The organism is Actinoplanes sp. NPDC051346, from assembly GCF_040682215.1.
GTDB lineage: Bacteria > Actinomycetota > Actinomycetes > Mycobacteriales > Micromonosporaceae > Actinoplanes.
The window spans coordinates 160,650-173,415 of sequence record NZ_JBFBAJ010000014.1; the positions used below are offsets into that span (position 1 = coordinate 160,650).

Annotated in this window: 8 protein-coding genes and 1 pseudogene; 1 reads left to right on the forward strand and 8 read right to left on the reverse strand. The window is 71.6% G+C overall.

Annotated features, from left to right (window positions below):
* Positions 1-117 precede the first annotated feature (117 nt).
* The 4 genes from AB0M36_RS30315 to AB0M36_RS30330 are packed head-to-tail and all read right to left on the reverse strand — an operon-like array spanning position 118 to position 7,641.
* Positions 118-1,197, reverse strand: coding sequence for a hypothetical protein (locus AB0M36_RS30315; protein WP_364164313.1), 1,080 nt, complete (start codon positions 1,195-1,197; stop codon positions 118-120).
* Entirely contained in the window at positions 1,194-2,723 is a 1,530-nt protein-coding gene (locus AB0M36_RS30320; protein WP_364164316.1) for a copper-binding protein, read from the reverse strand. Before AB0M36_RS30320 ends, AB0M36_RS30315 begins: the two co-directional genes overlap by 4 nt.
* Before the next feature lie 2 nt (positions 2,724-2,725).
* Complete coding sequence (locus tag AB0M36_RS30325; RefSeq protein WP_364164318.1) at positions 2,726-6,640, reverse strand: ThuA domain-containing protein; 3,915 nt, start codon at positions 6,638-6,640, stop codon at positions 2,726-2,728.
* Complete coding sequence (locus AB0M36_RS30330; RefSeq protein WP_364164321.1) at positions 6,637-7,641, reverse strand: multicopper oxidase domain-containing protein; 1,005 nt, start codon at positions 7,639-7,641, stop codon at positions 6,637-6,639. Before AB0M36_RS30330 ends, AB0M36_RS30325 begins: the two co-directional genes overlap by 4 nt.
* A 179-nt stretch (positions 7,642-7,820) precedes the next feature.
* On the opposite strand from AB0M36_RS30330, the pseudogene AB0M36_RS30335 reads away from it, so the two are divergent.
* Positions 7,821-8,156: pseudogene (locus AB0M36_RS30335) on the forward strand (ATP-binding protein); the annotation flags it as partial.
* On the opposite strand, the gene nhaA reads toward AB0M36_RS30335, so the two are convergent.
* Genes nhaA through AB0M36_RS30355 form a run of 4 tightly spaced genes read right to left on the reverse strand, consistent with a single transcriptional unit; the run spans position 8,144 to position 12,555 of the window.
* Positions 8,144-9,409 carry a Na+/H+ antiporter NhaA gene (gene nhaA / locus AB0M36_RS30340; RefSeq protein WP_364164324.1) on the reverse strand — a complete coding sequence of 422 codons (1,266 nt, stop codon included), beginning with the start codon at positions 9,407-9,409 and terminating at the stop codon, positions 8,144-8,146. The pseudogene AB0M36_RS30335 and the gene nhaA sit on opposite strands and share 13 nt — an antisense overlap.
* A 5-nt stretch (positions 9,410-9,414) precedes the next feature.
* Positions 9,415-10,365, reverse strand: a complete 951-nt coding sequence (locus AB0M36_RS30345) for a VWA domain-containing protein (protein WP_364164326.1) — start codon at positions 10,363-10,365, stop codon at positions 9,415-9,417.
* Positions 10,362-11,354: a DUF58 domain-containing protein gene (locus tag AB0M36_RS30350; RefSeq protein ID WP_364164329.1), complete on the reverse strand. Its 993-nt coding sequence runs from the start codon at positions 11,352-11,354 to the stop codon at positions 10,362-10,364. The genes AB0M36_RS30345 and AB0M36_RS30350 overlap by 4 nt, the downstream gene beginning before the upstream one ends.
* Positions 11,355-11,364: 10 nt before the next feature.
* Positions 11,365-12,555 (reverse strand): MoxR family ATPase, encoded by a 1,191-nt coding sequence (locus AB0M36_RS30355; RefSeq protein WP_364164332.1) that lies wholly within the window; start codon positions 12,553-12,555, stop codon positions 11,365-11,367.
* Positions 12,556-12,766: the final 211 nt, after the last annotated feature.

Consider the following 12,766-nt stretch of genomic DNA (forward strand, 5'->3'; position numbering starts at 1 on the left):
CCTCAACGGCAGCCGCCCGCCGCGTGCCGGTACGCCGGTCCCCCGCGTCGCGGTCGCCAGCAACACGGTCCCCAGCAACGCCGTCCCCAGAGGGGCCGCTAACCCCGACAGCACCCATCAGAGACCGGCGTCGCCGGCCGCGCGGGCTTCCTCAACGGCAGCCGCCCGCCGCGTGCCGGTACGCCGGTCCCCCGCGTCGCGGTCGCCAGCAACACGGTCCCCAGCAACGCCGTCCCCAGAGGGGCCACTAACGCGGGCCCCCGAAGGGCCACCAGCAACCTCGTCCCCCAACGAACCATCAACGACGCGATCGACGGCGGACATGTCCGCCGCGGCCCGCGACGAACCGCCACCGGGCGGCGCCTGCTCGCCGACGACGCCGCCGCGGATGCGGTTGTTTGTCGCCACGCGGGCCACCGGGTTGTTCGCGGTCAGCGTCAGCTGCCCGTCGATGATGGTGTCGTCGACCGTAACCCCGCCGGTGGTGTTCGTGATGCTGACGTCACGTCCCCAATAGCCGCCGGACGCGCAGCCGTCGAGGCTTCCGTGTGGGCCGAGCTGCACCCCGCCGAGATTCCCGGCGAAGGTCGCCCGGCCGCGAACCGCGCTGCCGCACACGACGCTGCCGGTGGCGCTGTTGAGCACGGAGAACGTGCCGTCGACGAACGAGTCGTGCAGATCCGTGTAGTAAGTGCCGGAGCTGCTGACGTTGCCCGTGACCTGTGTGGTTCGGTCGAGGCGCACCTCGCCGGCGTTCGTGGCGACGTTGCCCTCGATCGTGGTGTGTTCGGCGAACAGGAAGCTGTCGATCGTCGCGGTGCCCTTGGCGCGGATGGTGACCTCGCCGCTGTGGACGTTCCTGAGGAAGATGCCGTAGCCGCCGGAGGCCAGCTCGACCGCGCCGCCGATGGTGGTGTCCGTGGCGTCGAGGTAGCCGTCCGCGGCGATCTGGATTTGGCCGCTCAGGCGGCCTCCGGTGACCACGAGGTTGGCGCCCGGGGCGACGCTGACGTTGCCGGTGACGGTTGTGCCGGTGAGGGCGCAGGATTCGCCCGCCGGCACGTGCAGGTCGTTGGGGACGGTCACCGCGCCGCCGGTGCCGACGCAGTAGGTGACCAGGCCGGCGTGGGCGCGGGGAGTGGCCATCAGGGCCGAGACGGCGATGGCGGTGCTCAGGACGGCGACGGTACGTCTCATCGGGCTGCTCCAGGTCCGTGGGTGCGGTTTCCGACGTCCGAGCGTGCCGCCGCCCGGACGATGACGCCCTGCTGCCGGAGGGTCAGCGTGCCGGCGGCGACCAGCGGGCCGGTGACCGCCTCGACGTGGCGGACGAACGTGCCGTGGTCGGGGTACGGGGCGTGCTCGGCGATCAGGTCGTTGATGGTGCAGCCGTCGCCGGTGTCCACATTGGCGATGCCGGTGTCCTCGGCGCCAATGGTCACCGTCGGCCGGGTGTCGGAGTTGGGGCAGGCGTCCGCGCCCGGCGGCACCACCGTGAAGGTGACCGTCTTCTCCGAGGCGGAGTTGCCCGACACGTCCGTGGCCCGATAGCGGACGGTGTGCGCGCCCGTCGCGGACACGACCACCGGGGTGCCGTAGGTCGTCCACGGCCCGGCGTCGAGGGCGTACTGGACCGTGGCGACGCCGGAGCCGGTGTCGGTGGCGGCGATGGTCACCGTCGCGCGGCCGAGGTAGGCGCCGGACGTGTCCCGTTCGCCGGTCACGGACGCCGAGGTCTGCGGGGGCGTGGTGTCGTCGACGGGCGGCGTGACGATGGTGAACCCGACCATCTGCTCCGCCGAGGTGTTGCCAGCGGCGTCGGTGGCGCGGAAGTGCACCATGTGTGTTCCCACCGCGTCGATCACCAGCGGTGTGGTGTACGCGACGAACGCCCCGCCGTGGAGCTTGTACTCCACTCCGGACACCCCGGATCCGGCGTCGGTGGCGGTGATCGTGACTGTGGCCGTACCGAGGTAATTGCCGGACGGGTCGCGCGACCCGGAGATCTGGGCCGACACTGTCGGGGGTGTGGTGTCCTGTGGTGGCCGCTCGACGACGCGGAACGACACCGAGCCGGTCTCGCTGACGTTTCCCGCCCGGTCCGTGGCGCGGTATCGGACCACGTGGTCGCCGATCGCCTCGATCTCGAGCGGGCGGGTGTACGGCGTGAAGCCGGCGTCGTCGAGCCGGTATTCGACCCTGTCCACACCGGATCCGGTGTCGGAGGCGGCGACGGTCACGGTGGCCCGGCCCAGGTATTCCCCGGACGGATTCCGCTGTCCCGCCACCTCGGCGGCGACCGTGGGCGCGGTGGTGTCCGGTCCACCGCCGCCGTCGGTGACCACCAGTTCGCCGGCCATCTGGCCGTGGCCGGGGATCGCGCAGAAGTAGCGGTAGCGGCCGGGCGTGAGGGTGACCGTGGCCTCGTGGCGGCCGTTGTTGGTGTCGAACGGGCCGGCCAGGATGTTCAGGGTGACGTCGTGGTTGTAGCCCGTCGTCGTGGTGTCGAAGGTGAGGGTGTGCGGCATTCCGGTGGTGTTGCCGGTGGCCGCGCTGTTCTCGAAGACGATCGTGGTCGCACCGGCCACGGCCTGCGCGGGCGCGGACTTGTAGCGGGTGATGTCGTCGTCGGCGGTCCAGGTGAGGACGGCGGCGGCGGCGACCGCCGGCGACGGCGCGACGAGGCCCGCGGTGACGAAGAGCAGCAAGCTCAGCAGGAACATGGCTAGAGCTCGCGGATCCGGATGTCGCGGAATTCGATGAGGTCGGCGTCGCCGTGGTTCTGCAGGCCGAGGAAGCCCGAGGCGAACTGCCGCAGATCCGTCGGCGGATCACCGGGGCGTGCGGACTGCTTGCCGGGGGTGTTGTCGAACTCGTTGATCACCACACCGTCGCGCACCACCGTGTAGTGCTGGCCGGTGACCCGGATCTCGTAGTCGCTCCACTGATTCTTCGGCACGGGGCCGACTAGCGGCACCGGGTCGAAGTTGTAGATCGCGCCGGTTTTCTGCGGTTCGCCGGTGTCGCCGTCGTAGATCTGGATCTCGTGTCCGCAGTAGATCGCCACCCAGGCCGCGGACGTCCGCGCCGATCCCACGGTGCCGCAGCTGCCGGGCGGGCGCTGGTCCAGCGGGATGCGGGGGTCGGGGAAGCGGACGAAGACGCCGCTGTTGGCGCGGCCCGCGCCCGGTGACACGTCGCGGAACTTCAGCTTCAGCGAGAAGTCGCCGTACGGGCGCCGGGCGTACCAGAGCATGCCCAGTCCGCCACCGGTGCGCAGCGAGCCGTCCGGCTGGATGGTGAACGCGCCGGGGCCGGCCTGCTGCCAGGCGAGCAGCGACTCGGCGGTGCCGTCGAACAGCGGCTCGTATCCGGTGTGGCCCGGGCGTCCGATCGGCGAGCCCGCGGCCGCCCGGGTCAGCGTGCCCGCCTCGCGCCCGCCGATCAGACCGTCGTCGCGCAGCCCGTCGGCGACGGTGGTGACGTGGCGAACGAAGCTGTCGTGGTCCGGCCAGGTGCTCTCGTCGTCGATGAGGTCGTTGATCGTGCAGTCGCCGCCGGCCGGCCGGTTGGGCACGCCGGTGTCCGCCTCCGCCAGCCATACGGTGTCGCGGCGGTCGGGCGTCGGGCAGCCGGCCGTCACGGTGATCCGTGTGGTCGCGGTCTCGCCGTCGGCGTAGGTCACGGTCAGCTTTGCCGCGTACGTACCCGGCTCGGTGTAGGTGTGTCGGGGGTTCGCCTCGGCCGAGGTGGCACCGTCGCCGAACTCCCACCGGTGGGAGACGCCGCCGGCGCGGGCACCGGTGAACGCGACGGTCAGCGGCTTGTTCTGCACCGCCACCGAGGACGCCGACGGTGCGGGTGTGGCGGGCCCGCCTCGGTAGGTGATCCGGATCAGCTTCTGGTTGGAGTGCAGGCTGAAGAATCCGCCGCCGTAGTCGAGCAGGTAGAGCGCGCCGTCGCTGCCGAACTTGGCGTCCATCCAGCTTTGCAGCCGGGTGTCGCCGTTACCGGCCGGGATGATCGCGCGCAGGGACTCGCCGAAGAGCGGCGGCCGCTGGCTCGGCACGCCGGCCGGGTCGACGGTGACGGCGACGCGGTTCTGCGAGTTCGACTGGTCGCCGATGAACCACTTGTCGTCCCAGTACGCCGGCCACGCCACCCCGCTGGCGGTGTCGACGAGCTCCCGGTGGTACGTCGGTCCCGACATGATCGCCTGTCCGCCGCCGCGCAGGTAGGGCTGGGTGTAGGTGGCGTCGGCGGCGTTGTAGGTGGGCAGTCCGCTGCCGTCCGTACGGGTGGGGAAGACGGGCCCACCGCCGCCGGGCGCGTACCAGATCATGTTGTCGCGGGCGGGCGGAAGCCCGACCCGTCCGGTGTTGCGCGGCGAGGTGTTCGTCAGGTCGTCGCAGTCGTACCAGCCGGTGAGCACGGTGGCGTCGGTGTTGCTGCGGTCGCGGTAGGGCTGCCGGTTGCCCATGCAGTAGGGCCAGCCCTGGTTGCCCGCGGAGGTGATGATCGTGGCGGTCTCGTACTTGGCCGGGCCGAGGGTGGGGCTCGGCGCGGGGGCGTCCGGCCCGACCCAGCCGGCGGTGAGCCACCGGTGCACCGGGTCGACGGCCAGCCGCGCGATGTTGCGCACGCCCATCACGTAGATCTCCGGCCGGGTCTTCGCGGTGCCGGGCGGGAAGAGATTGCCCGGCGGGATCGTGTACGTGCCGTCGGGTTCCGGATGGATGCGAATGATCTTGCCGGCGAGGTCGTTGGTGTTCCCGGCGGTGCGCCGCGCGTCCTGGTAGGAGATGCCCTTGTATTCCGCGGTCCAGTTGTTGCCGGAGTAGCCGAGCGAGCCCTCGGACGAGTTGTTGTCGCCGGAGCCGACGTAGAGGTTGCCCTGGTGGTCGAAGGCCATGCCGCCGCCCGCGTGGCAGCAGCTGTGGATCTGCACCGGGAATTTCAGCAGGTCCTTGCGGGTGGACTGGTCGATCGTCGCGGCCGCCCGGTCATAGGTGAACCGCGAGACGGTGCGCTGCCCGATCCGGTTCTCCCGGTCGATTGACTCGTGCGGCATCCAGAAGACGTAGAGCCAGCCGTTGGTGGCGAAGGCGGGGTCGGTCACGATGCCGAGCAGCCCCTCCTCGTTCTTCACCAGTTCCGAGCCACTGCCCCGGTTGCCCATGACCCGCAGCGTGGTGAGCAGGGTGACCCGTTTGGTCGCCGGGTCGTACGCGTGGATGGTGCCGCAGCCCAGACCCACGTCCGGGTTGTCCCAGTCGACGATCGGGCCGCTGGGGCACGCGGCCTTGCCGACGTAGAGCACCGTGCCGTCCGGTGCGATGGTCAGCCCGTGCGGCTCTCCGATCTGGTCGAGCCGGCCGGGCTGGTTGGCCGCGGTGAGCCGTTCGACGGAGTAGTTCGCGGCGATGGTCGCCTGGCAGTCGCCGCGCTGGATACCCGTGGTCCAGCGCAGGGCACCGCTGAGGTGGCCGCGGAAGCCGGGTTCGGCGTAGCCGTCCGCGGTGTGACCCATGCCGGTGTAGAAGGACCGGCCGCCGTCGTAGTCGCGGCACCAGGAGACCGGGTGGAACGGGCCGTTGGCGCCCGGGCCCGGGTCGTAGAACCGCTCCTCGACCTGCGCGAGGGTGTGCACCGCGCCGATCGGGTTGGGGTCCCAGTTGATCCAGCGGTCCGCGCGCCGCAGCGTCGCCGGCAGGGTTCGGGTCGCGGGATGCTGCCGGTCCAGGACGTCCACCACGGCCTCGCGCACGGCCGGGGGCGGCGGCGTGGTCACGGCACCGGTGAACAGCCGCAGGTCGGCGAGCTGGGTGTACGGCTCACCGCCGTTCGCGGTGACCGAGAGCCGGTAGCTGCCGAACTCGCGGGGGGCGGCGACGTCGAATCTGCGGGTCTGGAAGCGGTCCGGGAATGTCTGCTCGGTACGCCGGTCGAGGTCCGTCCACGTCGTACCGTCGTTGGATCCTTGTAACGTCCAGTCCTTCGGGTCACGGCCGGGTGCGTCGTTGGCGGAGGTGAGGGCGTAGCCGCTGATCGCGGTGGGCCGGCTCAGCTCGTACGTGATCCAGGCGGTCGGGGTGCGCGCGAGCCACTTGGTGTTCGCGTCGCCGTCGCTGAGCTTCTCCTTGGTCTCGTTGGGTGGGTTCTCCGCGTTGGCGCCGACGCGCGTCACGGGTTCGGTCGCGGGGATGCTGCCGGCGGGGCGCGTGCCGATCAAGCCGGTGAACCAGGCGGAGTCGAGCTGGGCCCGGGCGGCGTCGCCGATGCCGAGGAATCCCCCACCGGCCTTGATGTAGCTCTCCAGCGCCGACTCCTGCTCCCGGCCGAGGCCGGCGCCGGTGGCCGACAGGAACACCACCGCGCGATAGGGCGCCAGCCTGGCCGGGGAGAACACCGCCGGGTCGCTCGACCGGGTCACCGCGAGGTCGTCGGCGCCCGCCAGGTCCTCGATGGTCTGCGCGGCGCGTTCGACCGGGTCCTGCTGGTCGGCCGCCGGGCCGTGGAAGACGAGGACGCGCAAGGGCTCCCGCGCCGCCTCCGTCGCGACGGCGACCGCCACGACCGGCGTCGAGCCGATGAGCAGCGCGGCCACCGCGATCGCCGCGAGACCGATCCGATGTCTCATCTCCGCACCCCTTCATGATGCGCGCTGTGCGCGTGGCCGTGGAAACGGTGGATGGCCTCCTCGGCGCCGGGCGGCATGCTGCCGTCGGCGTTACGGACGAGGAAGAGCCCGGCCATGCCGCCGTCGGAATGGAACTGGACGTGGCAGTGGTACATCCACACGCCCGGGCCGACACCCGCGCCGGCCAGGACCTGGAACCCGAACGAGCCGCCCGGGTTCAGGTCCTTGGTGTCGATGACGGCGCTCGGGTCGGCGGGCCCCTCGAGCAGGCCGGTCCGGTTGTCCGCCCACCGGTGGGCGTGCAGGTGGAAGGTGTGGAAGGTGCCGCCGTGGCCGATGGCGATCCACTCGACCCGCTGCCCGAGGTTTGCCTCGAACATCGGCGTGTTCGGCGCGTTTTTGTTGTTGATCAACATGTCGTTGAATACGACGGTGAACTGCTTCTCCGGCAGCGCGTCGCCGCGGCGGCGCACGATCAGCGCGCCGTAGAGGCCCTTGGCGATGCCGGCGGTGCCGTGGTCCGTACCCATCGCGTGATCGTGGTAATGCCAGTAGCCGGCGCTGCCCGGCAGGAAGCGTCGCCCCTCGGCCGCGACCATCTCGCGGGACCGCCAGACATAGGTACGCGTCTCGCCCGGGCCGTTGAAGGACGCGTTCAGCGGGCTGCCGTCGGAGTCGGTGCTGTAGTCGACACCGTGCGGATGGATGGACAGCCGCTGGTCGGTGCGGTTCACCAGGGTGATCTCGAGGGTGTCGCCCTCCCACATCTGAAGGACCGGTCCGGGCACGGACGCCTGCCCCGGCGCCAGTCCGTAGCCGTAGAGCCCGCCGGGTAGGGCCTCGGCGTAGACGGTGATCCCGCGGGTGGCGCCCGCCGTGGCGCCGGCGGGTCGTCCCGCGAGGGAAACGCCGGCCGCGACCGCGGGCACGGCCAGCCCGGCGGCCCCGGCGGTCAGCACCGAGCGGCGCGACACGGCCCGGGTGACAACGTTGTCGTCCATGCGATCTCCATCCGGATGCGGCAACGTCGCGAACCTTCCATCAATTGACAGCAATCTATGTGTGGTGGCGACCGAAAGTAAAGGACCCGTCGGCAAAAGTCATCGATGTCCGCCATCCCACGATCGTGCGATGATGGCGGCCGCGGGTTTGGCCGTGGCGCCCGCCCCGGGCGGCGCGGCACGCCACCAAGGCCGTGCTCACGGGCTGGGGCTACCGGGACGAAATCTGGCTCGACCAGGCCACCGTGGTGATCAGCGAGCTGGTGACCAACGCCGTGCGCCACGGCGGCGGATGCGTCGAAGTGAGCCTGGAATGCCACGACGGCCAGGTGACCCTGCTGGTCGCCGACGGCTCGTCAGCCATCCCCCGGCGTCGCGACGCCGACTCGTGCGGGGGACGCGGGATCGCCCTCATCGAGGCGCTGACCGCCCGCTGGGGAGTTCGCGACCACCAGGGCGGCAAGCAGGTCTGGGTCGACCTCTGCACACCCGGGTCACCGGCTCATCTCTCGTAAACGTCCGGGATGTCGTTGCCGTCGGCGTCGACCTGTTCCGCCTCACGCAGGCGTCGGTAGGTGCGGTTCCGCAGCCGCAGGATGACGGTCGCCACCACCGCCGCCGCCAGGGAGCCGGTCAGCACGGCCACCTTGACGTGGCCGTCACGGGCGGTGCCGGCGCCGAACGACAGTTCGCCGATCAGCAGGGACACGGTGAAGCCGATCCCGCCGAGCACCGCGAGGCCGACCACGTCGATCCAGGCCAGCCCGGCGTCGAGGCTCGCCCGGGTGAACCGGGCGGTCAGCCAGGTCGCGAGCGTGATGCCGACCGGCTTGCCCAGGACCAGGCCCGCGACGACACCGACCGCCACCGGATCGGTGAGCGCCGCGGAAAGGCCGTCGAGGCCGCCGATCGTGACCCCGGCCGACATCAGCGCGAAGATCGGCACCGCTACCCCGGCGGACAGCGGACGGAACCGGTGCTCGAAGTGTTCCGCCAGTCCCGGCGCGTCGCCCCCGTCGCGGCGCAGCACCGGCACCGCGAACCCCAGCAGGACCCCGGCGACGGTGGCGTGCACCCCGGAGGCGTGCACCAGCGCCCAGGCGGCGAAGGCCAACGGCAGCAGCAGCCACCAGGAGCGGATGCGGCGCTGCACCAGCATGGTGAACAGGACGAGCGGCACGAGGGCCCCGACCAACGGCAGCACCGACAGGTGCGCGGTGTAGAACACCGCGATGATCACGATGGCGAGCAGGTCGTCGACCACCGCGAGGGTGAGCAGGAACGTCCGCAGCGCTGAGGGAAGGCACCGCCCGATGACCGCGAGCACGGCGAGGGCGAACGCGATGTCGGTGGCGGTCGGGATCGCCCAGCCACGGACCGCCCCGCCGAGGTTGACGGCGGTGTAGATCAGCGCGGGCACGGCGACACCGCCGACGGCGGCGGCCACCGGAACCGCCGCCCGGCGGGGGTCCCGCAGATCCCCGGCGACGAACTCGCGCTTGAGCTCGAGACCGGCGACGAAGAAGAAGATCGCCAGCAGGCCGTCGGCCGCCCAGGTGGCCAGGGAGAGGTCGAGATGCCAGGCGGCGGGTCCGATCGTGAGGCTCAGCAGGTCGTGGTAGCTCCGCGCCCACGGCGAGTTGGCCCAGACCAGCGCGATCAGTGCCCCGGCGAGCAGCAACGCCCCGCCGATCGTCTCCTTGCGGAGCACGTCGGCGATGCGCCGAGCCTCGGGCCAGGAGCCGCGACCGAACAGGTTGGGGGCCATGGGTGCTACGGCAGCCGTGAGGTCCAGAGCAGGCTCATCGCCGCGGCCGCCAGGCCCAACAGCAGCGCCGCTCCGGCGTACCACTGGGTGATCTCCTCGGCTTGCACCCGGTGCCCGATCGAGCTGCCCATGTCCTCGTAGACCTGCTTCAGCTCGCTGACCGAGGCGGCTTCGTAGAAATAGCCCTTCGTCTTCTCCGCCAGCTGCTGCAACGAGAGCCGATCCACCGGTACGCGCTGGAGCACCCCCCGGATGTCGACGACGCCGGTGTCCGTACCGAAGGCGATCGTCGAGACCGGGACGTTCGCCGCCTCCGCGGCCGTGGCCGCGTCCTCCACCGAGCGCCCCGAGGTGCGGTAGCCGTCGGAGAGCAGCACGATCCGCGCCGGCGGCGCACCGTCAGCCCCGTCCGCCGGCACCGAGCGGATCGCCTCCAGCGAGGTGAACACGGCCTCGCCGGTCGCCGTCGCCTCGGCCAGCGTCAGCCCGTCGATGCCGGCGATGACCGCCGCGCGGTCCTTCGTCGGGGAGACCAGCACGTTCGCGGCCTTGGCGAACGACACCAGACCCAGGTTGTAGGAGGGTGGCAGCTCCTGCACGAACGCCTTGGCGGCCTCCTGCGCCGCCTCGATGCGGTTCGGGGCGACGTCGTCGGCCTCCATCGACAGCGACACGTCGATGGCCAGCATCACGGTGGCCCGCTCCAGCGGCTCCTCCTTGTCGACCGACGGCCGCGCCATCGCCAGGGCCAGCACGAACAGGCTGAGCAGAGACGCCGCGGCGGCCACGTGACGGCGCCAGCCCAGGCCCTTGGGCGCGAGTGAGCGCAACAGGTCCACGTTGGTGAACTTCATCGCGTACTGGCGCTTGCGGAACTGGCGCCAGACGTAGGCACCGACCACCAGGAGCACGGGAAGCACGGCGAGCAGCCACCACGGCTGCAGGAAACGGATCATCGGGTGGTCCCCCGGGTGCGAGCGTGTCGTTGGGCGGCCACGAAACGGACCATGTCGAGCAGCCAGTCGGTGTCGGTACGCAGTCTCAGGTGGGCGGCCCCGGCCGCGCGCAACGCCCGGGCGATCTCGCCGCGCTGCTGCCCGGCCGCCTCGGCGTACCGCACCCGCAGGTCCGGATCGCTCGTGCGCACCTCGTGCAGCACTCCGGTCTCCGGGTCGGCGAGGGTCAGCACACCGACGTCCGGCAGCTCCAGTTCCCGGGGGTCGACGACCTCGATCGCGAGCACGTCGTGCCGCACCGCGAGCTTGCGCACGGGCCTCGCCCAGCCGTCGACGGGTGCCAGGAAGTCCGAGACCACCACGGCGACACCCCGGCGGCGCGGCGGCCGGTTCAGCATGTCGATCAACTCACCCAGATCGGTGCGACCGGGCCTGATCCGGGTACGCGCGATGGCCCGCAGCAAACCCTGAGCCTCCTTGCGCCCGGGTCGCGCGGGCAGGCGCACGACCGGCGCGGCCGTGGGCTCCACCACGGCCTGCCGCTTGCGGGGCCACCAACCGCCGCCGCCCGGCTCCTCGGCCACGCCCGCGCCGGTGCCGACGACCGCGCCGATCCGGTTGCCGCCACGCACGGTGAGGTGCGCCATCGCGGTGGCCGCCGCCAGCACCAGGTCGCTCTTGAGACACTGGGCGGTACCGAAGTCCAGGCTCGCCGACAGGTCGATCGCCATCCAGGTTTCCAGCTCACGGTCGGCGACCGTACGCCGGACGTGCGGCAACGTCGTACGCGCGGTGACCGGCCAGTCCATCCGGCGCACGTCGTCGCCGGGGCGGTATTCCCGGCTCTCCCCCGCCTCGCTGCCCGGCCCGGGCAGCAGTCCGGCGTAGTCGCCCTGGAGCAACCCGTCGAGCTTGCGGGTCACCAGGAGCTGCAGGCGCGAGAGGACGGCCTCAGCCCGCGCCGTGCCGGATCCGGAGGCTGTCGTCACGAGTGGACCGTCACTGCTGTCCCGGCCAGGCGGACTGGTGCGGGTGCTGCACGCCGTAGGCCGGCCCGCCGCCACCCGAGGGTGAGGGGGTGCCGAACGCCGGGCCGCCGCTCGCCGGAGCCGGAATGCCGGAGGCGGGTGCGGCATGGCCGTTCACCCCCGCGTCCTGGCGGGCGGACACCGACGGCATCGGCACGCTGGCCATGACGCGGGCCACGATGTGGTCGGCCGGGATGTCGTCCGCGAGCGCGTCGTAGCTGAGCACGAGCCGGTGCCGCAGGATGTCCGGCGCGATGTCCTGCACGTCCTGCGGCAGGGCGTAGTCACGGCCCCGGAGCAGCGCCAGCGCCCGGGTGGCGCGCACGATGCCGAGCGAGGCGCGCGGGCTGGCGCCGTACTGGATGAGCTGGGCGACGTCCGGCATGCCGTGCTGGGCCGGGGCGCGGGTGGCGAGCACGAGCCGCACGGTGTAGTCGACGAGCGCGTTGTGGACGAAGACCTGGTCGGCGCGGCGTTGCAGGCCGAGCAGGTCCTCGGAGGTGAAGACCTGCTTCGGCTCGGGCGCGCTGACGCCCATCCGGTAGACGATCTCGCGTTCCTCGGCGTCGGTCGGATAGCCCACGAGGATCTTCATCAGGAAGCGGTCGCGCTGCGCCTCCGGCAGGGGGTAGACGCCCTCCTGCTCGATCGGGTTCTGCGTCGCCATCACCAGGAACGGGTCCGGCACCCGGTGGCTCTCGCCGCCGATCGACACCTGGTGCTCGGCCATGACCTCGAGCAGGGCCGACTGCACCTTCGCCGGGGCCCGGTTGATCTCGTCGGCGAGCAGGAAGTTGACGAACACCGGGCCGAGCTCGACGTCGAACTTCTCGCTGGACTGCCGGTAGATCCGGGTGCCGACGATGTCGGCGGGCACCAGGTCGGGAGTGAACTGCACCCGGGAGAAGGAGCCGCCGACCACCCGCGCCAGGGTCTCCACCGCGAGGGTCTTGGCCACGCCGGGCACGCCCTCGAGCAGGCAGTGCCCCCGGGCCAGCAGCGCGACGAACATCCGCTCGATCATCCGGTCCTGCCCGACGATCACGCGCTTGACCTCGAACATCGCACGCTCGAGCTGCGTGGCGTCCTGCGCGGGTGGCACCGGCGTACCCATCGTGGCGGGCCCGGTGGTCGGGCCCTCGGGCGTGGTCGGCTCGGCCACCGGTCCTCCAGGGTGTCGCGCTTCGCGGTCGTGTCGGCGCGGATGCCGACGCTCAAGACTTACACGACCATGCGGGAAGCGGTCCGGCGGAGCGGTATTACGCGCCGACCGCAAGGGTACGAACATGTCGATCTTTCTGCGCGATACGCACGGACGGGCACGCCCCGCGGGTAGACGACGGGCCGGATGAGCCGTGTAACATTCAGCGCGT

What these genes read in the sequence shown, in the direction of transcription:
- AB0M36_RS30315 (WP_364164313.1), bottom strand. Translation starts at nt 1,197, where the DNA reads ATGAGACGTACCGTCGCCGTCCTGAGCACCGCCATCGCCGTCTCGGCC.
- nhaA (WP_364164324.1), bottom strand. Translation starts at nt 9,409, where the DNA reads ATGGCCCCCAACCTGTTCGGTCGCGGCTCCTGGCCCGAGGCTCGGCGC.
- AB0M36_RS30325 (WP_364164318.1), bottom strand. Translation starts at nt 6,640, where the DNA reads ATGAGACATCGGATCGGTCTCGCGGCGATCGCGGTGGCCGCGCTGCTC.
- AB0M36_RS30345 (WP_364164326.1), bottom strand. Translation starts at nt 10,365, where the DNA reads ATGATCCGTTTCCTGCAGCCGTGGTGGCTGCTCGCCGTGCTTCCCGTG.
- AB0M36_RS30330 (WP_364164321.1), bottom strand. Translation starts at nt 7,641, where the DNA reads ATGGACGACAACGTTGTCACCCGGGCCGTGTCGCGCCGCTCGGTGCTG.
- AB0M36_RS30320 (WP_364164316.1), bottom strand. Translation starts at nt 2,723, where the DNA reads ATGTTCCTGCTGAGCTTGCTGCTCTTCGTCACCGCGGGCCTCGTCGCG.